This is a genomic window from Fundidesulfovibrio sp. YSD1 (assembly GCF_055397115.1).
Map to the genome: position 1 here is coordinate 3462400 of NZ_AP043666.1, position 23639 is coordinate 3486038.

The following is a 23639-nucleotide window of genomic DNA, read 5'->3' on the forward strand; positions in this document are numbered from 1 at the left end:
GGGTTATTGGTTGCGCGGGGAATCGCCCGCCTGGGGGGAAGCCTTGCCCAGAAGCGTCGTGACCACGGCGCCCATGTCCTGGCTTTTCTTGAGGATCGTCGCCAGCATGGACCTGGCCTGGGCGGGTTCGTCCGGGGGCGTGTCCATGAGCGTGGCGGCGTAGCCCTGGATGCTGGTCAGGGGCGTGCGCAACTGGTGGGAGGCGTCGATGACGAAGTCGCGCAGGACGCGTTCGGCGTTCTTCATGGCGGTGACGTCGTGCAGCACCAGGATCACGCGCCTCTTGCCCCTGGAAGTGACGTAGGGCACGAGGTCCACGTCCGCGTCGCGCCCCGAGGCCAGCCTGGCCTGGAAGCGCGGCGGTCCAGATCCGTCCGATTCCAGCGCGCTCGACACGGCCCTGAACACGTCCACGCCCAGCCCCGACTCCAGCACGTGCCTGCCCACGCAGGCCTGGGGGCCTGCGCCCAAAAGCGCCTCCAGGGCGGCGTTGTGCAGGATGATGGTGCCGTCCTTGTCCAGCACGGCCACGGCGTCGGCCATGTTGGCGAGCACCGCCTCGAACTGGCTGCGCGTGTCCTGGAGGCGGCGGATGTTCTTGCGGGCGCGCTTGGCCAGCACGTTGATGGACTCCACCAGGGGCTTGAACTCCGAGCCGGGGCAGACCCTTATCTTGTCCGGCGCGGTCTCGCGGCCCAGGTCGTCCACGGCCATGCTGAAGGACCTGAGCATCCCCCGGGCGCGGAAGATCATGAACGCGGCCAGGGCGGCGGCGCACACGGCCATGGCCGCGATCACCGCGAAGAACTGCGAGCGCGACTCCTCCAGCACCTTCTGCACCGAGGTGTAGGGCACGGCGATGCGCAAGACGCCGTCGGGCAGGCCCGCCACGCCGGAGACCGGCCTGGCCATGTAGCACAGGGTCGTCTGGAGGGTGGTGCTGTAGCGCACGAACTTGCCGAAGCCGCTCTTGCGGGCGTCGGCGATCTCCGGGCGCTGGGAGTGGTCGTCCATCTTCTCGGTCTCGGCCGGGCCAAGGTCGGACTCGGCCAGGACCTTGCCGTTCGAGACGTAGGTCACGCGCACGCCGAAGCGCCCGGAGAGTTCCCCGGCCAGGGAGCGCAGGGGCTCCAGGCCCTGGTAGGGCGCGCGGCTCTGGACCAGCCAGAGCACCATGTCCAGGGTCTTGGCCTCGCGGGCGTCGAACTCGCGCACGAGTTCCTCCCCGGCCCTGCTGGTGGCCTGGTGGAAGACGAACACGGCCGCGCCCAGCAGGAGCGCCAGGCACAGGGCCAGAAGCCGTACGAATGAGGATCGGGTTTCCACGGGGCACCTCCCGCAGTGGGCTTTCGTCGCCGGCCGACAACCGGTTCCCGACGATACCGTAAAGCGGTGGCGCTTGGTAGCAGGAAGACGCGGAACTGAAAAGCCCCGAAGAAACCCAGGACGGGAGCCGCCCGGGGGGCTATCCGGCCGCGCGGCGCGGACGCCAGCGCCAGGCCAGCCAGAGAAGCGGGGCCAGGGCGGCGGCCTCGGCCGCCTCGCGCGGGGCCGCCTGCCCGGTGAGCCTCCACAAGCCGAAGGCCAGGCCCGCACAGGCGAGCGCCAGAAGAAGCTGCCCGAGGTTCAGAAGCCCCACGCGCACCTGGCAGTAGCCCACGGTGCACACGGCCACCACGGCCTTGGTCGAGACGATGGCCACGGCCGCGCCCCACAGGGGCGAGGGCGGGATGAGCAGCGCGCAGAGCGCCGCCCCGGCGGCCAGGCCCCCGGAGTAGATCACGAGAAGAAGCCTCTCGCGCCCGAAGGCCAGCATCATGTAGGCCGCCAGGTTGTGCAGGAAGGCCACGGCGATGGACGGGGCGAGCCAGGCCGCCACCCAGGCGTGGTCCGCGTACTTGGGGCCGAAGACCAGGGGCAGGATGCGGTCGCACTCCATGGCGATGGCGGCCATCACCGGCAGGCTCATGGCGGCGAGGCTTTTGGCGCAGCCCCGGGCCAGGGCCGTGAACGCGGCCTTGTCCGCGCGCCAGTGCTTCACCAGGAGCGGGTAGATCACCCCGGAGAGCAGCAGCGTTGCAGCCACGTTGGAGGCCCCGTCCACCAGCTCCCAGGCCACGCCGTAGGCTCCGACCAGTTCCGACCCGCCGTGGCGCTGCAAAAAGAACACGTTGACCTTGTTGTAGCCGATGGCGGCCAGGGCCATGCCCACGAAGGTCAGCCCGCCCACGGCCGTGCGCCAGGCCCGGGCCATGCCCCTGCGCCCGAGGGTGAGGCCCGAGATCTCCTCCCAGCGCAGGCACAGCCAGGCCCCCCCGGCCAGGTTGACGGCGTTTTCGATGAGCTTGAAAAGCCCGAGGCTCCAGGCGGGCCAGTTAAGAAGCACGGCTGCCAGGGCCCAGGAGTACCCGGCCAGGGCGGCGGCGGAGCGCACGTAGCTCTCCTGGTCCTGGCGGCCCTGGACGCGAAGGGCCACGAAGAACGACCCGGCCAGGGGCTCCAGCCCGCAGCCCGCGCACACGAGCACGGCCATCCAGAAGAGCCCGGGCTCGTAGCCCTGGACCAGGCAGAACCCGATCACGCCGAGCATGCCCGCGCCGTACAGGGCCAGCTTGATGAGCCCGTACTGGGCCAGCACGTGGCCCTTGTCGCCCCATTTGCGGCTCAAGGCCACCACCATGGGCTGGTTGAGCCCGAACTCGCCCAGAAACTGGATGAACTGGGCCAGGGAAAACGCCAGCACGAACTCGCCGTAAGAGGCGGAGCTGGCCCTGGCCAGGATAACGATGAGCGCCGTGTGCAGCCAGTCGCGCACGCCCTGGGCTGAGGCCAGGTGCAGGAACTTCCGCAGGATGGAGTGCTGGGTCTTCATGTAGGGAGGTATCTCTTGGCGGCCGGGGCGTCATGGCGTATGACGGCCTGCCCGGACCAGGAATCATTTCATACAACCATGCGCCCCATCAAGACCATCCTTCTGCTTCAGGACCTCCTGGCCGGAGGCACCCAGCGCCACGCCCTGGAACTGGGCAGGCGGCTTCCCCCCGCTCGTTTCGACACGGAGATCTGGACGCTCGTTCCCGGCGGGGAGTTCCTGCCCAAGGCCGTGGAATACGGCCTCACGGTGCGTGCGCTCTCGAAAACCCCAACAGTCGGCCCGGCCTCGCTGTGGGGCCTGTGGCGGGCGCTCAGGGCTTTCCGGCCGGACGTGCTCATGGCGCTCACCGTGGTGCCCAACATCTGGGGACGGGTGCTGGGCAGGCTGGCCGGGGTTCCGGCCGTGGTGGCCAACTGCCGTGGCGGGGACGACCTCTGGCGCCAGCACGAGGCCGTGCTCAAGAACCTGGCCTGCCGCCACGTGTGCAACGCGGCCGCGCTCGAGCGCGTCCTGACGGCCCGCTACGGCCTGCCCGGGGAGCGCGTCGAGGTGATCCCCACCGGGGTGGACACCGCGCACTTCTCGCCGGACCCGCCAGCTCGCGAGGAAGGCCCGGTGATCCTCTGCCTGGCCCGCCTGGCCCCGATCAAGGACCACGAGACGCTCATCCGCGCCTTCGAGATCCTCTCGCCCGGCCATCCCGGCGCGAGGCTTCGCGTCGTGGGCGACGGCCCCCTGCGCGACGCCCTGGCCGCGCGCATGGCCGCGAGCCCGGCGCGTGCAAGCATGGAGCTTCTGCCCGGCACCGCCGATCCCCGCTCGCACTACGCCCGGGCCAGCGTGGCCGCGCTTTCCTCGGAGAACGAGGGCATGCCAAACGTGCTCCTCGAAGCCATGGCCATGGGCCTGCCCTGCGTGGGCACGGACGTGGGCGGCGTGGCCGAGGTGATCCGCCACGGCGAGACGGGCTTCGTGGTCCCGAAGAAGGAGCCGGCGGCCATGGCCGAAGCACTCGGCAGGCTCCTGGGCGACGCGGGCCTGAGGGAGCGCGCGGGGTGCGCCGGGCGCGAGGCCGCGCTTGCGCACCACTGCCTGGAGCGCGTGGCCGCCCGGCACGCCCGGGTGATCGAGGAGGCCCACGCCGCGAGGGGCCGGGGCCGGTAAAAGAAAAGGGAGGCCCGAAGGCCTCCCCGTGAAATCCTTAAAGTCCGCGCGCTGGTCCTACGCCGGGGGGGCCGTGACCGGGCGCTCCAGGCTGTTCTCCGCGATGAGGTCGTGGAAGGAGCGCGAGTTGCGCGCGGTGTCGTAGAGCTCCAGCACCAGGCTCTTGCCTTTGTCGGCCATGCGCACGGCGTTGTCCCTGTCGGCGGCCATGTTCATCACGGCCTCGGCCAGGGCGGCGGGGTTCTTCTGCTGGACCATGTACCCGGTCTCGCCGTCGCGGACCACCTCGCGGATGCCGCCCACGTCCGTGGCCACCACGGGCACGCGGCTGACCAGGGCCTCCATGATCACGGTGGGTAGGCCGTCGCGGTCGCCGGTGGGGGCGATCTTGCTCGGCATCACGAAGACGTCGTGGGCGCGCAGGAGCTCGGGGATGTCCTTGTGCAGCACGAAGCCCGGGAAATCCACCCTGTCCTCGATGCCCAGGCGCTTGGCCTGGGCGCGCAGGGCGCGCTCGATGCGCCCGGACCCGGCCAGGGTCACCCGGAAATCCACCCCGCGTTCGGCCAGCAGGGCGCAGGCGTCCAGGAGCACGTCCAGGCCCTTGGTCTTGACGAAGCGCCCGATGGCCAAAAGCCGCAGGGGCTTGCCCATGGGCACGGGCGCGGGTTCGGGCACGTCCCAGGAGAGCATGTTGCGCACGAGGCGCACGCGGTCCTTGCGGTCCCAGGTGAACTGGCGCACGTAGTCCAGGTTGAAGGCCGCGTCGGTGCGCACGAAGGCCGCAGCCGCGATCTTTTCCTCGAGCGCGCCGTCGGGCGGGTAGATGTCGCCCGCGCGGCCGGTGAAGCTGAAGGGGATGCCCGTGAGCAGCGAGGCGGTCCAGGCGGCGGTGGCCGGGCCGTTGGCCCAGCCCGCGTGGATGTGGGTCACGCCGTCGCGCAGGAACATCCTGGCCAGGCGGCATCCCGCGAAGAAGGCCCAGGTGTTCTCGCCGGTCTGCTCCAGGTCGCGCCAGAAGCGGCAGAGCACGGTCTTGGCGGTTCTCTTCAGGAGTTCCGGGTGGTGCTTGCGCCACCACCAGAGGTCGGCGAATCCCTTGGGGATGCTGGCCAGGCCCAGGCGGACCACGGAGGAGCACTTGGCTTCCATGTCCCTGCCCACGTGCCTGCACAGCCTGCCGTAGAGGGTGTAGACGGTCACGGGCATGCCGAGAGCGCGCAACCCGGCTACTTCGCCGACCACGAACGTCTCGGAAGGCTTTGGATACCAGAGGGTTACATATGCTGTGTGATTCATCTCGGTCGAAGCGATCGAAGTCTCCGGCTCTCCCGGGGCGAAATCAGTAGCACCACGAAACAAACTGCTCAATTAAATTCTTTCAGGGAAAAAGTGCCCATGCGATCAGAAAAAAGGCTCTTCGGAGCGCACGAATCCGTCGCCGGAGGCCTTCAGACCGCTTTCGAACGCATCGAAAAGGCTGGCGGAACGGCTTTGCAGATTTTCACGCGCAACCAGCGCCAATGGGACGCGCCCCCGGTCACGCCCCAGGAGGCGGTCGCCTTCGCCGAGGCCTGGGGGCGCTGGGGGGGCTGGCCCGTGTTCAGCCACGCCTCCTACCTGCTCAACCCGGCCTCGCCGGACGAGGCGCTCAGGCGAAAGGGCGTGGCGGCCCTCGCGGCCGAACTCGCGCGCTGCCGGGAGCTGAACGTCCCCTGGGTGGTGCTGCACCCGGGATCGGCCATGGGCGCGCCCCGGGGCGAGGCCCTGGCGCGGGCGGCGCGGAGCGTGGCCGAGGCGCTCGATTCCAACGGGGACGGCCCGGGCATCCTTTTGGAGAACACCGCCGGGCAGGGCACTGGGCTCGGCTCGAACATGCAGGAATTGATGGAGATGTTGAACGCTGTCCAACGTCCCGGCAGGGTGGGGCTCTGCCTGGACACCTGCCACGCCTTCGCGGCGGGGTACGGCGTGGACACGGCCGAAGGCCTGGACGCCATGCTCGCCGGGATCGACAAGGACCTTCTTGGGCTCGTGCACGTCAACGACTGCAAGGGCGCGCGCGGCTCCCGGCTGGACCGCCACGAGCACATCGGCAAGGGCTCCATCGGGGTCGAGGGGTTCAGGGCCATCGTGAACCACCCCGCGCTTTCGCGCCTGCCCATGATCCTGGAGACGCACAAGGGCAAGGACCTCGAGGAGGACGTGGAGAACCTGCGGGTGCTGAGAGGCCTGGTGGAGAAGGCTCAGCCTCTCCAGAGTTCTTCGTAGGCCTGGGCCAGGCGGGAGGCGATCACGGGCCAGTCGTAGAAGCGCCTGGCGGTCTCGCGCGGTCTCGCGCCCGCCGGGAGGGAGAGCCCCTCGACGATGGCCCCGGCCAGGTCGTCTCGCCCCGGACGATAGTGCACGCCCAGGCTTCGCCTCTCTTCGTCCGTGCCCGGGAATTCGCCCAGGGCGCTCGAAAGCACGGGCACGTCCATGGCCAGGGCCTCCACCGTGGCCATGCCGATGCCCAGAAGCCCCGGGTCGGCAACGTTGGGCGCCACCAGGTCGCTGGCCGCGATGAGGTCCGGCATGGCCTCGTAGGGCACGCGCGCGAAGTCCCTGTCCGCGCGCGCGCGGACCTGGGCGGACAGCTCGTCCTGGGGCAGGCCCCCGGCCGTGGCGAGAAAGGCCCCGGGCAGGCGGGAGCGCACCACGTCCATGGCGTCCAGCAGCGCGTCCAGGCCCTTGAGCCTGAAGGAGCGCCCGCAGTAGAGCACGATCCTGGCGTCCCGGGGCAGGCTAAGGCGCGCCCTGGCCTCGGCCCTGGCGCGCGGGGCGAAGGCATGGAAGTCCACGCCCATGGTCAGTTTCGAGGCGGGCAGCTCAAGCGAGCGCAGGTAGGCGAGTTCCCTGTCCGCGATGGCGAAGAGGCAACGGTAGCGCGCGAGCGCAAATTTCTCCAGGGGCCACAGCGCGTTGAGCACCGCGCGCTTGAGGGGGGACGCGGCGTTTTCCAGGCGCAGGCCCACGGGCGGGCTGCCGTGGGTGTGCGCGGCCTTCACGGCCCCGGAGGGCAAGAACGCGGCCAGCATGCCCGTGGCCGAGTGCATCTCGTGCACGTGCAGCACGAAACGCTCCCGCCTGGCCCGGCGCCACAGGGCCGCGAACATGGCCGGGCTGACCTCGCAGAGGAACTTGCCGAAGGCGGCCCTGCGCGAGGGAAATATCCGGCAGGTCAGGCCCGAGACGCAGGCCGTGCGTTCCACGGGCTCGCGCCAGTCCGGCCGCCAGCACTCCAGGGCGAAACGGCCGGGGAAGGCGCGCTCGAGGGCCAGGGCCGTGCGCACGTGCCAGTCGTCGCCCATGGCCTGCTCGTCCATGGGCCTCGATTCGTCGCGGAAGTACCACGGCGAATGGATGAGCGCCTGGAGCACGGGGATGGGCGCGCTCACGGCCGCCTCCGGCGAAGCGCGCCCGTAAGGAGCGCCTGCTCGGGGCTTCGCATCAGGGACTGGGCGCCGGCGTAGAGGGCCCCGGCCAGCGCGGCGGCAAGCCCGAGCAGGGCCAGTTGCCCGGCGAATCCGCTTTCGGCCGAGAGCCCGGCGAGGGTGGGCCTGGCCGCGAGGCACAGGGCGGCCACCAGGGCCGACCCGGCTGCCGCGCGCGCCAGCGCGGCCAGCACTGCGCGGGCGTCCAGGCCGTGCAGGCGCGGGCCGAGCGCCAGGCCGAGCGCCAGGCAGTGGAGGGCGGCCGTGAGCGAGAATCCCAGGGCCAGTCCGGGCGTGCCCAGAAGCCCGCAGAGCCAGACGTCCAGGGCGGCGTTCACGGGGATCATGGCCGCCGCCACCTTGAGGATGATCCCGGGCGAGGTCAGCGCGAAGCAGGCGTCCACCAGGAGGTTGCGCGCGCACACGGCGAAGAGTCCGCCCGCGTACGCCGCCAGCACGAGCCCGGTGCCCGCCACGGCCTCCGGCCCGAACGCGCCGCGCCCCAGGAAGAGCCGCACGGTTTCCTCGCTGAACACGGCCAGGAAGGCGCCCATGGGCGCGGTGAGGTACAGGCAGGCGCGCAGCCCGGCCGAGAGCTTGGCCGCCATGGCCTCGCGGTCGCCCGCGCCCGCGTCGCGCGCCAGGTACGGAAAGAGCACGGCCGAGAGGGTCAGGGCGAAGACCTGCTCGGGCAATGTGAAGAGCCGGTAGGCGTAGCTCAGGTGCGAGATGGCCCCGCTGGCCACATCCGAGGCCAGGTGCACCTCGAGGAGCGGGATCACGTTGCCCAGGGCGAAGGTGGCCAGCACCGGGGCCATGAGCGCGCCCATGCGCTTGAGCCCCGGGTCCGCGAAGTCGAGGGAGGGCCGGGGGGCGCGCCCCTCGCGCACCAGGGGAGCATAGAGCATCGCGGCCTGGAGCACGCAGGAGAGTAGAAGCGCCCAGGCCATGGAGGCCACCCCGACGAGCGGGCCGAGCGCCAGGATCATGCCGATGACGCAAAGGTTCTGCACCACCGGCAGCCACGCCGGGACGAGGAAGCGCCCCTCGGCGTGCAGCATGGCGCGCAGGATGCCCGTGAGCCCTCCGGCCACCGCCACCGGGGCCAGCAGGCGGGCCATGTCCGCGCCGAACTCGCGCGCCTGGGGTGAGAGCCCCGGCGCGAGCACGGCCATGACGGAGTCGGCGAAGAGGGCGTAGCACAGCGCGGCCAGGGAGAGCGCCAGAAGCGCGGCTCCGCAGGCCGAGCGTGCGAAGCGCCTCGCCGCGCCGGGGCCGTGGGAGGCCGTCAGCTCGAAGAACACGGGGATGAAGGTGTTGGCGAGGAGCACGCCGAGCAGGCTGTTGAAGAGCACGTCCGGCAGCCGCCAGGCCGCGAAGAAGGCGTCCGTGGCCTCGTGCGCGCCGAAGCTGCCCGCGACCAGGGCCTCGCGCGCCACGCCGAGCAGCTTGCTGAAGACGTTCACCGCCGCCACGAGCGCCGTCGTGCGGAAGAGGGTGGCGGCGTGGTCTGGGCGTTCCATCGGGTGTCCATGCGCTGGGCGTGCGTGAGGCTCCAACCGCTACGGAATGGGCGGGCCGAAGTCAACGCCCGCCGGGCGCGCGCGGAGAGCGGAAATCGAAGGCGTAAGGCGATTGCTTCCTAAACGGCGTTGACTCTTTCTTTGCCCGCAGATAGTTGAAACCAAACGGAGTATGCGCGCCCGTGCGCAGCATCGCGCCCGTGACGAAAACCTCCGTGAGGAACTCATGCCGCATACGGCTGGCGGGAAGATCCGGACCGCCGACAAGAACCGACCGCTGATGGCCGCGCCGGCCATCCTCATGCTTTTGCTCCTCATGGCCGGGTGCGCCGGCAAGGCCGCCAAGGAGGCTCCGGAGATGGCCATGGAGCCCGTGGACCCCGTGTCCATCCAGGCGGGCGACGTGCTGGAGATCCGCTTCGCCTTCGCCACTCAGTTCAACGAATCCCAGGCCGTGCGCTCCGACGGCAAGCTCGACCTGCCCATGGTCGGCGAGGTGCAGGCCGAAGGCAAGAGCCTGCCCGAGTTGCGCCGCGAGCTCACGGCCATGTACGCCGACAAGCTCAACTACCCCGACCTCACGGTGATCATGCGCTCCCAGGCGAACCTCCAGGTCTACGTGGGCGGCGAGGTGCGCTCGCCCGGGCTCATCCGCGTGCGCAACCGCATGACCGCCCTGGAGGCGGTGATGCGTGCGGGCGGCTTCGACCCCAAGACCGCCGCCGTCTCCAGCGTGGTCATCGTGCGCCACCAGGGCGACGAGCGCTACGGCTGCACCCTGGACCTCTCCGGCGAGCTCGACGGCAAGGCGGGCAAGGTGTTCTGGCTCAAGCCCGGCGACATCGTCTGGGTGCCGAGGACCGTCATCACCAAGCTCAACGACTACGTGGACCAGTACATCAACAAGATGATCCCCAAGACCGGCCTGCAAGGCGGCATCACCGAATCCGGCGGGACCGTGGTCAGGTCGCTCGGCGTGCAGACGAACTTCTAGAACCGTACTTATGAACTTCACCTCCATCGGTTCGCCCATCACGCACTCGGTCCTCGGGTCCAAGGTCGCGCCCAAGACCATGCGCGACGTGTACCACGTCCTGTTCAGGCATCAGGCCAACGTGACGCTGTTCTTTTTTTCCGTGCTCGTGGCCGTGGTGCTGGGCACGCTCCTGGCCCCGAAGATCTACAGGTCCGACGCGGAGCTTTTGATCCGCCTGGGCCGCCAGTCCGCGGTCATCGACCCCACCGTGGCCGCGTCCGGGCAGGTGGTCAGCGTCAACCAGAACCGCGAGACCGAGGTCAACTCGGAGATGGTCATGCTGCAAAGCCGGGAGATGGCCGAGCGCGTGGTCGGCGCGGTGGGCCCGGAGCGCATCCTCGAGAAGCGCGAGAGCGGGGCGGGCGAACGTCTGGGCGGCGACAAGGTGCTGCACGAGGCCATGCGCGAGCGCGACGACGCCGTGCGCGCGGTGATGACCTCCGTGAAGATCGAGGCCGTGCCGCGCTCCAACGTGATCGCCATGTCCTACGAGTCGCAGGACCCCAGGCTCGCCCAGCAGGTGCTCAAGGCCTACATCGACGCCTTCCAGGACAAGCACATCTCCGCCCACTGGACGCCCGGCTCCTACGACTTCTTCCTGGCCCAGACCGAACAGGTGCGCAAGGCCCTGCTCAAGACCGAGAACGACCTGCTGGAACTCAAGAACAAGGTGGGCATCTCCTCCGTGGAGGACCAGCAGCGCACCCTGCGCGACCAGTACTCCTTCCTGCGCCAGCAGCTCGAGGGCACGGATTCCAGCATGGCCGCGTCCAAGGCCAAGGTGGACTCCATCCGCGCCCAGCTGGCCCGCTTCCCCGAGACCATGACCCGCGAGGTGCAGAAGAACGTGGCCAACCAGGCCTACGACTACATGCGCCAGGACCTCTTCCGGCTCCAGCTGCGCCAGCAGGAGATCCTTTCGGTCTACCGCCCGGACACGCCCCAGGCCAAGGAGGTCGCCCGCCAGGTGGCCGAGGCCGAGAAGATGCTCAGGGACCAGGCCAGCAGCCGCACCCAGACCGTGGTCGGGGCCAACCCCATCTTCCTGGAACTCACGAGCTCCCTGGTGGCCGAGGAGACCGTGCACTCCTCGCTGGTGGCGCGGCGCACGGTGCTCGCGCGCCAGATGGACAAGCTCATGGAGGACTTCAGGACCCTCAACGAGTTCGAGTTCAACATCCAGAACCTGGAGCGCGAGCGCGAAGTCCTGGGCGGCAACTACGTGAAGTACCAGAAAAGCCTGGAGGAGGCCCGCATCGACGAGGCCCTCAAGGCCCAGCGCATCTCGAGCATCAGCATCGTGCAGGACCCCACCCTGCCCGTGACCCACGTCAAGCCCAGGATGCTGCGCAACCTGGCCGCCGGGCTGGCCCTGGCCTTGGTCGGCGCGCTGGCCCTGGCCTTCGTCCTCGAATACCTGGACCACACCGTGAACCGGCCCGAGGACGTGGAGTATTCCGTGATGATGCCCGTGCTCCTGGACGTGCCCAACAAACCCTTCAGGCTGGAGGGCGCGGCCGCCTGCCAGCCGGGCTCCCCGGAGGACGGGGAGGGGGGGCTGGGGCGGCGCCTGCGCGGCGTGGCCTCCAAGGTCGGCTCCTCGGTCAAGAACCAACTGGGCGAACCCAGGATGCCCGACACGCCCGAATCCAGGCTGCACACGCTCGCCCACACCGAGCCCTATTTCGAGAACATCTGGGACAGGCTCTTTCTCAAACGCTCCGAACTCACGCGTCCCCCGCGCACCATCGCCGTCACCTCCAGCTACCAGGGCGAGGGCGTGAGCACCGTGGCCTCCAACATGGCTGCGGCCATGGCCAAGAACAGCCGCGAGAACGTGCTCCTGGTGGACGCCAACCTCTCCGACCCGGGCCAGAACCGGCTTTTCGGCTGTGTCTCCCAGGTCCGGGGCCTCACGGACATGCTCTGCGGCCGGGAAGAGTACGTCGAGCCCGTGCCCCAGCCGGACCAGCCGCGCCTGTGGCTCCTGCCCGCCGGAGAGGACGCTTCGGCCGGGGAGGCCTGCCTGGACCCCAAGGCCATGGAGGCCGTGCTCGCCAAGTACCGCGAGCGCTTCGGTTACATCGTCGTCGATTGTCCGGCGGTGTGGCGCTCCAACCTGCCCGCGCGCATCGCCACGGTGACCGACGGGGTCATCCTGGTGGTGGAGGCCGAGCGCGTGCGCGTGCAGATCGTCGAGCGCACCAAGGAGAGGCTCGAGGAGGTCAACGCGCGCATCCTGGGCGTTGTCCTCAACAAGAGGCGCTTCTACATCCCCAACTGGCTCTACCGCCAGATCTGACAGGCGCTGCCCGTCCGGCAGTCGAAAAAGGACGCGCATGCACACCCCCACCCCCTGGGAGCGCTACAGGACCTACAAGACCTTGGACCTCGTCATGGTCTGCCTGGCCATGGCGGCCGCGTTCTGGCTGGCCGGGTCCGCGCGCTTCGTCGACCGTCCCGAATCCCTGCGCGAGGCCCTGGACTACCGCGTGCGCGTGGGCAGCCTGATCCTGCTCGCGGGGTCGCTCGGCATGTGGCGGCTTCTCTTCTGGGGCTTCGGCCTCTACGACCCCTGGCTCACGGGCAAGCCCAGGCTCAAGGCGCAGCGGCTTCTGGGCGCGTGCCTGAGCGGGGTGCTGGTCATGGGCCTGATGGGCGTCTTCACGGGCAGGCCCGTGAGCCTGCCCTTCCTGCTTTTGCTTTGCCCCCTGGCCTTCGCGGGCGTGGTGTCCGGGCGCTTCTTCGTGCGCCGCGTCATGAACCGCGACTGGCGGTTCGGCTCCATCGTGCCCCAGGCCGTGCTCATCGGCTCCGGGCGCAGGATCGTGGAGTTCGTGGAGGCCTCACGCGCCGGGGACGGCAAGGGCCGCGTGAACATCCTGGGCTTCGTGGACGACGACTGGGCGGGCTCCCAGGAGTTGGTGAGGCTCGGCGTGCCGAGGCTCGGCTCCATCGCCGAGCTGACTTCGGTGGTGGACTCCAGCGTGGTGGACATGCTCGTGGTGGGCCTGCCCGTGCGCAAGTTCTACGAGGAGACCGAGTGGGTCATCGACCTGGCCTCCACCCGGGGCATCGACCTGAAGCTCATGCTCACCTCGGACAGGATGCGCTCGCGCCGGTTCTGGCTCGAAGGCGGCAGCGCCCAGGTGCTCTCCCTCGGGGGCGAGGGCGGCATGAGCGGCTTCGAGGGTTTTTTCAAGCGCGCCCTGGACGTGGCCGGGGCCGTCTGCGCCATCGTCACGCTCTCGCCGCTGTTCTTGGCCGCGGCCCTGGCCGTGAAGCTCTCCTCGCCCGGGCCGGTGATCTTCTCCCAGTGGCGCGCCGGGCTCGGCATGCGGCCCTTCCGGATGCTCAAGTTCCGCTCCATGGTGGCCGACGCCGAGGACAGGCTCATGGACGTGGCCGCCCTCAACTACGAGAAAGGCCCGGCCTTCAAGGTGAGAAACGACCCCCGGGTGACGCGCGTGGGTGCTTTCCTGCGCCGCTTCAGCATCGACGAGCTGCCGCAGTTCTTCAACGTGCTGCGCGGCGAGATGAGCCTGGTCGGCCCCAGACCCCTGTTCTCCTTCGAGATCGGGCGCATCGACGACCCGGCCATACGCCGCCGCTTCTCCGTGAAGCCGGGCATCACCGGCCTGTGGCAGATCGGCGACCGGGGCGGGGCCACCTTCGAGAAGCGCCTGAAGCTGGACATCGAGTACATCGACAACTGGAGCATCTGGCTGGACGTGCTGATCCTCCTGAAAACGCCCTGGGCCGTGCTGGGCGCGCGCACGAGCTGAGAAGTGGAGCCGGCTCTCACCGTGATCGTGGTCAGCCACGACTGCCGCGACGTGCTGCTGGACTGCCTGGACTCCATCCGCGCCTCGGCGCAGGACGTGGACTACGCCGTGCACCTGGTGGACAACGCCTCCTCCGACGGCACCGTCGAGGCCGTGCGCCAGCGTCATCCCTGGGTGCGCCTGACGGAAAGCCGGGAGAACCTGGGCTTCGCCAAGGCCAACAACCTCGTGCTGCGCGAGGCCCGCACGCCCTACGTGCTGCTCTTGAACCCCGACACCCTGGTGCCGGACCACGCCTTCGACACCTGCATAGCGCACCTCGAGGCGCATCCGCGCGCGGGCATGGCGGGCTGCCGCCTGGTCACGGGGGACGGCTCGCCGGACCTGGCCTGCCGTCGCGGCTTCCCCACCCTCTGGGACGGCTTCTGCCGCGCCTCCGGGCTTTCGGCGCTTCTGCCGCGCGTGAAGCTTTTTACCGGCTACAACCTGACCTGGATGGACGAGGGCGAGGCCGCCAGGGTGGACGCGCTCAACGGGGCCTTCATGCTGGTCACCCGCGAGGCGCTCGAGAAGGTGGGGCTTCTGGACGAGGGCTACTTCATGTACATGGAGGACATGGACTGGTGCTGGCGTTTCGCCAAGGCTGGCTTCGAGGTCCGTTACTGCCCGGCGTGCACGGTGGTGCATCTGAAGGGCCAGAGCTCGCGCCTGAAGAGCGCGCGCATGATCCACGCCTTCTTCGACTCCATGGAGCTTTTCTGCGTGAAAAACACCCACCCTGAGCCGGGGTTGCGGCGCGTGGCCGCCCTGGCCGGGATCAGGGCCTGGAAATGGCTGACGCTCGCCCGGAACGCCGCGCGCGCCAACAAGCGCGTCAGGCCGTGAGGGGAAAGTGGCGGCAGGGGGCCAGATGAGCCGGAAAGCGGACACGGACGCCTACGCCAGGGGCTTGGGAGGGCTTCTCTCCCGGCTCTTCTCCACGCGCGCCACGGTGATCGCCCTGGGCCTGGGCGCGGGCGGGGCCGTTGCCCTGGCCGGGGCCGGGATGGGGCTCGGGGCCGTGGCCGGGCTGGGCTTCTTCCTGCTGTCGCTGAAAAACCCCAAGCCGGCCATACTCGCCTCCGTGGCCATGATGATGGTCTTCGGCCGCGACGAGGTCTACTCCTACCACATCCCCTTCGCGGGCGGCGGGCTCAAGCCCACGGACCTCCTGCTGGCCGTGACGCTCGCTGCCTGGGCCGTGCGCGTGGTCGTGTTCCGGGCGGCCGTGCTCAGGCTTCCCCCGTTCTTCTCCTGCCTGGTGCTGGCCTTCCTCACGGTGGCTTCTTTCTCGGCGGCCTGGGCCATCTCCTCGGGCATCTACTTCAAGGACGCGCTCCTGGAGCTGCGCCCCCTGCTGCAATACCTGCTGGTCTTCCCGCTCATGGCCGAGTTCGACGCGGCCGCGCTCAAGCGCGGGGTGTGGGTGCTGCTGGCCGTGTCCGTGGCCTCCTCGGCGCGCATCCTCTGGGACTACTTCCTGGGCGTGGGCGAGGTGCTGCTCTTCGGCGAAGGCATCCGCGTGGTACTCCTGGAACTCGGGGCCTACCTGCCGCCGGTGATCATCGGGCTGGTCTACTCCATGTGCGGGGTGCGCCCCGGCCTGACCATGTCCATAGGCCTCTTGAACCTGGCGGCCCTGGCCGTGACGTTCTTCCGCAGCGCCTATCTGGGCCTGGCCTCGGGTCTGCTCTTCGTCTTCGCCCTGGCGGACGGGCGGCTCAAGCGCACCATGTTCAAGCTGGGGGTGTTCCTGCTCCTGGCCGGGGCCATCGCGTCCCTGGCCCACGGCATATGGAGCCCCAAGGCCGTGAACCCCATCGAGTCCGTGGCCAGGCGCATCCTGTCGCTCGGCCAGTACAAGGACGACATCTCCTCCGTGCACCGCCTGCGCGAATGGGAGGCCGCCGTGGAGCTCATCTCCAAAAGCCCGGTCTGGGGCAACGGCCTGGGCACGCGCGTGGTCTTCGAGAGCCCCATGTACGACCCCCAGGAGGAGAAGCTCGGGTACCTGAGCCGCGACATCTACATGCACAACAGCTACATGTGGCTGCTGGTGAAGATGGGCGCGCTGGGGCTCGTCTCGTTTTTGGCCGTGTGGCTCACGGCGATGCGCACCGCCGTGCGCGCGCTCAGGTCCACGGACGCGCCCGAGGAGAAGGCCCTACTGCTTTCCCTGGCCGGGGTGCTGGCGGGCAACATGATCATCTCCGTGTTCGGCCCCATGTTCAACATCGACAACATGACGCCCATCAACGCCTTCGTGCTGGGCAGCGTCTTCGTAATGGCCCGCGAGGCCTCAAACCGTTGGGAAATGCAGTCATGAGAGCACTGGTCACGGGCGGCCTCGGCTTCATCGGGTCGCACCTCGTGGACGCCCTGGTGGAAAAGGGCCTGGACGTGGTGGCCCTGGACAACCTCGAATACCAGGTGCACCGGGGCAAGTATCCGGCCTATGCCAACCCCAGGGCCGCGGCCGTGATCGGCGACGTGCGCAACCAGGGCCTTCTGGCCCACGCCCTGGACGGGGTGGAGGTGATCTTCCACCAGGCCGCGCGCGTGGGGGTGGGGCAGTCCATGTACGAGCCGGTGCGCTACACGGAATCCAACTGCCTGGGCACGGCGGCCATCCTGGACCACCTGGCCAACCGCAAGCACCGCGTGCGCAAACTCGTGGTGGCCAGCTCCATGAGCTGCTACGGCGAGGGGGCCTACCGCTGCCCCGCCTGCGGAAGCTCCAAGGTGTCCCAGCGCACCCAGGAGCGCATGGCCTCGGGCGACTACGAGACGCCCTGCGCGGCCTGCGGGCAAGCCGCCGCGCCCGTGCCCACGCCCGAGGACCACCCCTTGCGCCCGGACTCGGTCTACGCCGTGACCAAGCGGGACCAGGAGGAGATGTGCCTGAGCGCCGGGCGGCATTCGAGCGTGCCCGCCGTGGCCCTACGCTACTTCAACGGCTACGGCACGCGCCAGTCGCTCTCCAACCCCTACACCGGGGTCTGCGCCATCTTCGTCTCCAGGCTGAAAAACGGCCAGCCGCCGCTCATCTTCGAGGACGGCCGCCAGATGCGCGACTTCGTGCACGTCTCGGACATCGTCCAGGCCAACATCCTGGCCATGGAGAACCCGGCCATGGACAACCGCGCCTTCAACGTGGGCTCGGGCTCGCCTGTCAGCGTGCTGGAGCTCGCGCGCTCCATCGCCCGGGTGCTGGGCTCGGACGTGGAACCCCGGGTCACGGGGCAGTTCCGCGCGGGCGACATCCGCCACTGCTTCGGGGACTGCTCGGCCATCAAGGCCATGGGCTTCCGCCCCGGCGTGACCCTGGAGCAGGGAGTCGCGGGCCTGGCCCGCTGGGCCGGGGACGAGGCCGCCCACGACATGGTGGACTCGGCCTGGAAGGAACTGCGCGACCACGGGCTGGTGACCGGATGAAAAATCCCTCCGTGGCCGTCGTCCTGGTCAACTGGAACAACCGCGAGGACACCTTGGCTTGCCTGGAGTCGCTAGCGCGCCTCGCCTACCGGGACTTCGGGGTGATCCTGGTGGACAACGGCTCCACCGACGGCTCGCTCGAAGTCCTGCGCGAGCGGGCGGACGTGGACCTGATCGAGAACGGCGAGAACCTGGGCATCGCGCGCGCCAACAACGTGGGCATCGCCAGGGCCAGGGAGCGCGGCTTCGAGATGATCATGCTCCTGAACAACGACACCGAGGTGGACCCGGACATGCTGGGCGTGCTGGTGGACGCCCTGGAGGCCGACCCGCGCGTGGGCGTGGTGGGGCCGAAGATGTATTACCACTCGGAGCCGGACGTGATCTGGTACGCCGGGGGCGTGGTCCACCCCTGGCGCGGTGACTGCTCGCACCGGGGCTACGGCGAGAAGGACACGGGCCAGTACGACGACGAGGCGGAGACCGACTACGTCACCAGCTGCTGCATGCTGGCCCGCACCTCGCTCTACGAGGAGCTCGGCGGCATCGACCCGTACTACTTCATCTATTTCGACGAGACCGACTTCTGCCTGCGCGCCGCCCGGGCCGGGCACAAGGTGGTCTACGTGCCGCGCGCGAAACTCTGGCACAAGGTCAGCCGCTCCATGGGCGGGGCCGGCTCCGCGCGCTACTGGCACCACTACATGCGCAGCAGGGCCTACTTCGTCGCCAAGTTCTACCCCTGGCCCAACAGGATCGCGGCCTACCTCTGGATAGCCCTGCACGACACGCCCCGGGCCATGTTCCGCTTCGTGCGGAGCGGGGCCTTCGACCGCATCCCAGCCTACCTGCGCGGGCTGGCCCTGGGCCTGGCCGGGAGGTAGAACGCATGCGCATCCTGCTCTATTCGCCCGTGTGCCCGTGGCCGCCGGACGAGGGCGGCAAGATGCGCACCATGGGGCTTCTCACGGAGTTGGCGAAGTTCCACGAGCTGACGCTTTTGACCACCGTGCGCTCCCCGGCGGACGCCCTCGCGGTGGAGCACCTGCGGACCATGCTGCCCAGGGTGGAGGCGGTGGAACTTCCGAACGGGCGCTGGCGCAAATGCGCGAGCCTTCTGCTCTCGCTCCTTCGCCTCAAGCCCTACCTGGCCGGGCTCTACGGGGGGCGCAGGCTGCGCCGTGAGCTTGCGCGCCTGGCCCAGGGTCAGGACGCCGTGCACGCGGTCTACCCCTACGGGGCGCAACTGGCCGTGGGCCTTGGCTGCCTGAAGGTCATGGACACTCAGAACGTGGAGGCCGACGTGCTCGCGGGCAACGCGCGCCGGGCCTCGAACGTGTTCGCCTGGGCGCACCATCTGGTTCAGGGCGCGCTCATGCGCCGCTTCGAGCTCGGGGTCGCCGCGCGCATGGACGCGGTGCTGGCCTGCTCCGAATCAGACCGCGAGTTCTTCCTGAAGGCCAACCCGGAGACGTTCACCGTGCCCAACGCCGTTGAGGGCGTGCGCGAGCGGGATTTCCCCCAGGGCAAGGACGTGGTGTTCACGGGGCTTATGGGCTATCTTGCCAACGCGGACGGAGCGCGCTGGTTCCGCCGCGAGGTCTGGCCGCTGGTCAGGGAACGCTGCCCCGGGGCCAGGCTCTTCCTGGTGGGCAAGGACCCGCGCCCGGAGGTGCTGGCCCTGGCCGGGCCGGACGTGACCGTGACCGGCAGGGTGGAGGACGTCTCGGAGTATTTCCGCCTGGCCAGGGTGTTCGTCTGCCCCCTTCGCGTGGGCAGCGGCACGCGGCTCAAGATCCTGGAGGCCTTTTCCTGGGGCGTGCCCGTGGTCAGCACCAGCGTGGGCGTCTCGGGCATCGAGGCCGAGCCGGGCAGGCACCTGCTGGTGGCCGACACGCCCCGGACCATGGCCGACGCCGTGGCCGACGTGCTCGGCGACGACGGCCTGGCCCGGAGAGTGGGCGAGGCGGGTCGCGAGCTGGTCCTGGCCCGCTACACGTGGGCCGAGGTCGTGAAAAAACTCAACGAGAAGGTATACCGACAATGAAAGTGAGCCTCATCCTTACGGTGAAGAACGAGGAAGCGACCATCGGGGCCTTCCTGGACTCCGTGGCCGCCCAGACCAGGCAGCCCGACGAGATCGTGATCGTGGACGGCGGCTCCACGGACCGCACGCGCGAGCTCGTCTCCTCCCATCCGCTCGAGGCGCGCCTGGAGGTCTTCGAGGGCAACATCGCCAGCGGGCGCAACAAGGCCATCGAGCTGGCCACGGGCGAGCTGATCGCGGTCACGGACGCGGGCTGCGTGCTGGACCACGACTGGCTGGAGCGCATCACCGACCTTCAGGGCGCGGACGTGGTCGTGGGCGGCTACGCCCCGGTGATCGCGAGCCTCTTCGACGCCTGCCAGTACAGCATCCACAACATCTTCAGGCCCAAGGACAAGCTGGAGGGCTACGCCATCTCCAGCCGCTCCCTGGCCTTCCTCAAGGTCGTCTGGGAGGAGCTCGGCGGCTACCCCGAGTGGCTGGAGCACTCCGAGGACACCTGGTTCCACAACATGATCCGCCAGAGCCGCTTCACCATGCGCCTGGAGCCCAGGGCCGTGGTCCACTGGCGCATGCGCCCGGACGCCAAGGCGGTCTTCAGGCAGTTCTACCGCTACATGCAGGGCGACGGCAGGGCGCTTCAACACACCAAGCGCCACCTGATCCGCCTGGGCGCCTACGCTGCGGGCCTGGAGATGCTGCTCATGGGCATGTGGCGGCCGGGCTGGTTCATCCCGCTCATCCTGGGCTTCGGGCTCTACGTCTACCAGCCGGTGCGCAACTTCCGCGCCCTGAACGCCTATCCGCTCACGGCCAAGGCCGTGGCCATGATCGCCGGGCTTCTGCTCGTGGCGGACGCGGGCAAGATCGCCGGGTACCTCTCCGGGCTCAAGAACGCCCACGAATTGCCGCCCAGCAAGCCCAGGCGGCAGCCGTGAGGCAGGCCTTCCTCTGGGCCGCGCTCATCTGCATGCTGGGCGCGGCCGTCCCCGCGCGGGCCCTGGAGCTCGGCCTGCACATGGACATGACCTTCTGCGACGACCAGGGGATCAACGCCAGGGCCGTGACCCTGGCCAGGACGGTCTTCGCCCGCTACTCGCGCAACAGCTTCCTCTGGCACAAGGTGGAGCCGGAGCGGGGCAGGCGCGACTGGTCGCAGTTCGACCAGATCGTGGACATGCTGGGCGCTTCCGGCATCGAGCCCATCATGTGCGTGTACGGCTCGCCCACGTGGGCCAGCGGGGCCACGGGCACGGAGGACCAGTACTGGCTGCACGTGCCCGTGGAGCCCAAGGCGTTTGGCGCGTGGCTCAAGCGCTACGAGGATTTCATGCGCGAGGCCGCCGCCCGCTACAAAGGCAAGGTGCGCAAATGGGAACTCTGGAACGAAGAGAACATCAGCGACGCCTGGCGGCCCCGGGCGAACTTCGAGCAGTACGTGGCCTGGTACACGGCCATGCGCGAGGTCATCCGCTCGGTGGACCCCTCTGCCGAGATAGCCCTCGGGGGCCTGGGCAACCTGAGCTTCGTGGGCGAGGGCAGCATGCCCGGCTATCTCTTTCTGCAGAAGCTCTACGAGCGCGGCGTGTTCCCGGACATCATCGCCATCCACCCCTACACCCGGGTCGCGCCCGACCAGTTCAAGCAGTGGGACAACAACTTCGACGACATCGCCCTGATCCACAGGATCATGCAGGCCTTCGGCCAGTCCTCCAAGCCCCTATGGATCACCGAGTGGGGCTGGTCCTCGGCCGAGGTGGGCGAGCAGCGCCAGGCCATGTACCTCAAGAAATCGCTGGAGATGCTGCGCACGCGCTTCGGTTACGTTTCGCTGGCAGTCTATTTCCTGGACTGGGACAGGCCGCCCCAGTACCTCTTCGGGCTCTACACCAGCAGTTTCATCTCCAAACCGGCCGCGTTCGTGTATGCTGAACAGGCCAAGGCCCTCGGACAGGAAAGGTGATCCGCCCATGGCCGACCGCAAGAACCCCGTCTTCCTGAAGATCGTGATCGTGGTGATCGCCCTGTTCCTGGGGCTTTCGCTGAACATGTTCCAGTTCCGCAATCCTTTCCGCACCCTGCCTTCGGAGACGTCGCCGCCTCCGGCCCCGGTGGCCCAGGCCCCGAAAGCTCCGGTGCCCCAGGTGTACCAGGAGCCCGCGCCCAAGGCCGCGCAGGAGCCGGTCGCACGGCCCGTCGCGGAGCCCCAGGCGCAGCAGAAGAAGGAGGAGCCCGCGCCCAAGGCCGAGGCTCCGGCGCAAGCCCCTCCGGCCCCCAAGGAGGCCGCTGCCAAGGCAGACCCCGCCCCGGCCGCTCCCGAGGCGCAGCCGAAAGAGGCCGGGGAGCCTGCCCCGGCGGCCGTGGAGGTGGCGGCCCTGCCTTCGAGCCCGGCGCTCTCCCAGCCCAGGGTGACCGACGACAAGGACAAGGCCCGCGCCGCCAAGCTCGGGCGCACGTCCCCGGTGGCTTCCGCCCCGGCGGACGCGGGCAAGGCCGAAAAGCCCGCCGCGCCGCCCAAGGCCCCGGACCCGGCTCCCAAGGACGAAAATAGCGTCGCCAATGCTCCGGAGGCGGGCGCGCCCCAGGCGGCCGCGGCCCCCGAGGCCAATCCGTCCGGCGGCAAGCCCGGGGAGGTTTCGGCCCCGTCGTCCGTGCCCAGCCCGCAGGAAGCTCCGGCTGCGCCCGGCCCAGGCCCGGTCGAGAGTGCGGAAAAGCTCGTCGAGGATGCAAAGCCCAAGGCCCAGGAGGCCGCCCCCGCCGAAAAGGGCGTACCCGGCCCCGTGCAGGGCCAGCTCGCCAAGGAGGCCGCGAAGCAACCCGCAAGCGAAGCCAAGGGCGGCAAGGTCCTGGAGATCAAGGCCGAGGAGCGCGCGGGCGAGTTCGTGCTGACCATCGTCACGGACGGACCCGTGGAGCGCGTCACGTCCTTCCACGCCAAGGGGCCTTCGCGCCTGGCCGTGGACATCTGGGGCGGCTGGCAGGTTTCGGGGCCGTCCGCCAAGGCCGTGCAGGGCGAATTCATCGAGAAGGTGCGCGTGGGGGCGCACCCGGACAAGCTGCGCCTCGTGGTGGACTACCGCGACAAGGAGCTCTCGGGCGCTCCCGAGCCTTCGGTGGAGAAGCAGCCCAAGGCGGTGGTGGTCAGGCTGCCCAGGCCCGCTCCCGCGAACTAGGGGAGGCGGAAAAACAGGAAAGCGCCCGCGCGCGGACCCCTCGGGGCCTGCGCGCGGGCGCTCTTTTTGATTCGGGCCTTACAGGCTAGGATTGCTTGGAGCTCGCCGCGCCGCCGCCTCCGGAGGACCCGGCGGAGGACTTGGCCGCCTCGGCCATGAGCTGGGCCAGTTGCTGGCGCAACGAGGCCAGCTCCGCCTCCATGCCCTTGACCACGCCCTGCTTGGTGGCGTCCGGCACGGAGCTCTCTTCCACCTGTGCGATCTTCTTCTCCAGCTCCTCGATCTTCTTCTTGATGCGCTCGATGGGGTCCTGGCTCTCGGAATCGTCCTGGGCCGCCTCGCCGCGGCCCTTGGCCAGGATCTTGCGCAGCTGCTCGGCCGCCTCGGAGATGGTCACCGAATCCTGGCTCGAGGCTTGCGTGCCCGAAGCGGACGAGCCGGAGCCGGACGTGCGCGCGGCGCTCACGCCCGACACCTGGGAGGAAGCGTAGCTCGAGTAGGCGGAAAGAGCGGAGGTTTCCATGGGCGGGCCTTCCTGCGCTGCGGGTCGCGGCGGGCAGAAATTGCCCGCCGCTGGCGAAAGTGCAGGAAGCGTTCCCGCCGAAGCAAAAAGCCCTATTCCGAGAAGACCTTGAGGCCCATGACCCCCGCGGCGATGAGCGCGATGCAGCCCAGGCGCGCGGCCGTGGCCGGTTCGCCGTAGAAGAAGATGCCCGCCACTGCGGTGCCGAGCGCGCCGATGCCGGTCCAGACCGCGTAGGCCGTGCCGATGGGCAGTTGCTTGGCGGCCAGGCCCAGAAAGACCATGCTCGCCACCATGCTCGCCCCGACGATCACCGTGGGCCAGAAACGGGTGAAACCCTGGGTCGACTTGAGCCCGGCCGCCCAGGCGATCTCGAACGCGGCGGCCACGAAAAGAAGTGTCCACGCCATGATGTTCTCCTGACTGGTTGCGGGGTCGTCCCCTTTTGCGGGTTCGGGCCCCCGGGTCGTCCCGGGGCCCGGTCAACAGGAAGAAGGCGTCTTTTGCCCCGGCGCGGGGGCAAGCCAGGCCGGGGAACGAAAAAGGCCGGGGTCTCCCCCGGCCTT

Annotated in this window: 20 protein-coding genes; 13 read left to right on the plus strand and 7 right to left on the minus strand. The window is 69.4% G+C overall.

Annotation, left to right across the window (positions count from 1 at the left end; all coding sequences use genetic code 11):
* Positions 1-3 precede the first annotated feature (3 nt).
* Entirely contained in the window at positions 4-1326 is a 1323-nt protein-coding gene (locus ACZ5V4_RS16090) for a histidine kinase dimerization/phospho-acceptor domain-containing protein (protein WP_464315886.1), read from the minus strand.
* Between the two features lie 139 nt (positions 1327-1465).
* Positions 1466-2872, minus strand: coding sequence for a lipopolysaccharide biosynthesis protein (locus ACZ5V4_RS16095; RefSeq protein WP_464315887.1), 1407 nt, complete (start codon positions 2870-2872; stop codon positions 1466-1468).
* 78 nt (positions 2873-2950) lie between these two features.
* Between ACZ5V4_RS16095 and ACZ5V4_RS16100 the strand changes: the two genes are divergently transcribed.
* Positions 2951-4039 carry a glycosyltransferase gene (locus ACZ5V4_RS16100; RefSeq protein WP_464315888.1) on the plus strand — a complete coding sequence of 363 codons (1089 nt, stop codon included), beginning with the start codon at positions 2951-2953 and terminating at the stop codon, positions 4037-4039.
* A 57-nt stretch (positions 4040-4096) separates the two neighbouring features.
* On the opposite strand, the gene ACZ5V4_RS16105 is transcribed toward ACZ5V4_RS16100, so the two are convergent.
* Entirely contained in the window at positions 4097-5284 is a 1188-nt protein-coding gene (locus tag ACZ5V4_RS16105; RefSeq protein WP_464315889.1) for a glycosyltransferase, read from the minus strand.
* Positions 5285-5437: 153 nt separating this feature from the next.
* On the opposite strand from ACZ5V4_RS16105, the gene ACZ5V4_RS16110 reads away from it, so the two are divergent.
* Positions 5438-6310 carry a deoxyribonuclease IV gene (locus ACZ5V4_RS16110; RefSeq protein ID WP_464315890.1) on the plus strand — a complete coding sequence of 291 codons (873 nt, stop codon included), beginning with the start codon at positions 5438-5440 and terminating at the stop codon, positions 6308-6310.
* Here ACZ5V4_RS16110 and ACZ5V4_RS16115 read toward each other — a convergent pair.
* Positions 6286-7476, minus strand: a complete 1191-nt coding sequence (locus ACZ5V4_RS16115) for a glycosyltransferase family 4 protein (RefSeq protein WP_464315891.1) — start codon at positions 7474-7476, stop codon at positions 6286-6288. The two genes, ACZ5V4_RS16110 and ACZ5V4_RS16115, sit on opposite strands and share 25 nt — an antisense overlap.
* On the minus strand, positions 7473-9035 hold the full coding sequence (gene murJ, locus ACZ5V4_RS16120; protein WP_464315892.1) for a murein biosynthesis integral membrane protein MurJ: 1563 nt from the start codon (positions 9033-9035) through the stop codon (positions 7473-7475). The genes ACZ5V4_RS16115 and murJ overlap by 4 nt, the downstream gene beginning before the upstream one ends.
* 226 nt (positions 9036-9261) lie before the next feature.
* Between murJ and ACZ5V4_RS16125 the strand changes: the two genes are divergently transcribed.
* From ACZ5V4_RS16125 to ACZ5V4_RS16175, 11 genes are read left to right on the plus strand one after another with little or no spacing between them, the layout of a single operon-like run.
* On the plus strand, positions 9262-10029 hold the full coding sequence (locus tag ACZ5V4_RS16125; RefSeq protein WP_464315893.1) for a polysaccharide biosynthesis/export family protein: 768 nt from the start codon (positions 9262-9264) through the stop codon (positions 10027-10029).
* A gap of 10 nt (positions 10030-10039) precedes the next feature.
* A complete protein-coding gene (locus ACZ5V4_RS16130; protein WP_464315894.1) occupies positions 10040-12373 on the plus strand; it encodes a GumC family protein in 2334 nt (777 codons plus the stop codon).
* Between the two features lie 37 nt (positions 12374-12410).
* Positions 12411-13856, plus strand: a complete 1446-nt coding sequence (locus tag ACZ5V4_RS16135; RefSeq protein WP_464315895.1) for a sugar transferase — start codon at positions 12411-12413, stop codon at positions 13854-13856.
* Positions 13857-13859: 3 nt separating this feature from the next.
* Entirely contained in the window at positions 13860-14741 is an 882-nt protein-coding gene (locus ACZ5V4_RS16140; protein WP_464315896.1) for a glycosyltransferase family 2 protein, read from the plus strand.
* Between the two features lie 25 nt (positions 14742-14766).
* On the plus strand, positions 14767-16221 hold the full coding sequence (locus ACZ5V4_RS16145; protein WP_464315897.1) for an O-antigen ligase family protein: 1455 nt from the start codon (positions 14767-14769) through the stop codon (positions 16219-16221).
* Positions 16218-17330, plus strand: coding sequence for an NAD-dependent epimerase/dehydratase family protein (locus ACZ5V4_RS16150; protein WP_464315898.1), 1113 nt, complete (start codon positions 16218-16220; stop codon positions 17328-17330). Before ACZ5V4_RS16145 ends, ACZ5V4_RS16150 begins: the two co-directional genes overlap by 4 nt.
* Positions 17327-18214, plus strand: coding sequence for a glycosyltransferase family 2 protein (locus tag ACZ5V4_RS16155; protein WP_464315899.1), 888 nt, complete (start codon positions 17327-17329; stop codon positions 18212-18214). The genes ACZ5V4_RS16150 and ACZ5V4_RS16155 overlap by 4 nt, the downstream gene beginning before the upstream one ends.
* 5 nt (positions 18215-18219) lie before the next feature.
* Positions 18220-19377 (plus strand): glycosyltransferase family 4 protein, encoded by a 1158-nt coding sequence (locus tag ACZ5V4_RS16160; RefSeq protein WP_464315900.1) that lies wholly within the window; start codon positions 18220-18222, stop codon positions 19375-19377.
* Positions 19374-20315: a glycosyltransferase gene (locus ACZ5V4_RS16165; protein WP_464315901.1), complete on the plus strand. Its 942-nt coding sequence runs from the start codon at positions 19374-19376 to the stop codon at positions 20313-20315. The genes ACZ5V4_RS16160 and ACZ5V4_RS16165 overlap by 4 nt, the downstream gene beginning before the upstream one ends.
* Positions 20312-21340 carry a GH39 family glycosyl hydrolase gene (locus tag ACZ5V4_RS16170; RefSeq protein ID WP_464315902.1) on the plus strand — a complete coding sequence of 343 codons (1029 nt, stop codon included), beginning with the start codon at positions 20312-20314 and terminating at the stop codon, positions 21338-21340. Before ACZ5V4_RS16165 ends, ACZ5V4_RS16170 begins: the two co-directional genes overlap by 4 nt.
* 7 nt (positions 21341-21347) lie before the next feature.
* Positions 21348-22550, plus strand: coding sequence for an AMIN domain-containing protein (locus ACZ5V4_RS16175; RefSeq protein WP_464315903.1), 1203 nt, complete (start codon positions 21348-21350; stop codon positions 22548-22550).
* Positions 22551-22635: 85 nt separating this feature from the next.
* On the opposite strand, the gene ACZ5V4_RS16180 is transcribed toward ACZ5V4_RS16175, so the two are convergent.
* Both ACZ5V4_RS16180 and ACZ5V4_RS16185 read right to left on the minus strand, forming a co-directional pair.
* The gene (locus tag ACZ5V4_RS16180; protein WP_464315904.1) at positions 22636-23073 is read right to left on the minus strand and encodes a hypothetical protein; all 438 of its coding nucleotides are present in this window, start codon (positions 23071-23073) and stop codon (positions 22636-22638) included.
* A 92-nt stretch (positions 23074-23165) separates the two neighbouring features.
* Positions 23166-23483 (minus strand): DMT family transporter, encoded by a 318-nt coding sequence (locus ACZ5V4_RS16185; protein WP_464315905.1) that lies wholly within the window; start codon positions 23481-23483, stop codon positions 23166-23168.
* Positions 23484-23639: the final 156 nt, after the last annotated feature.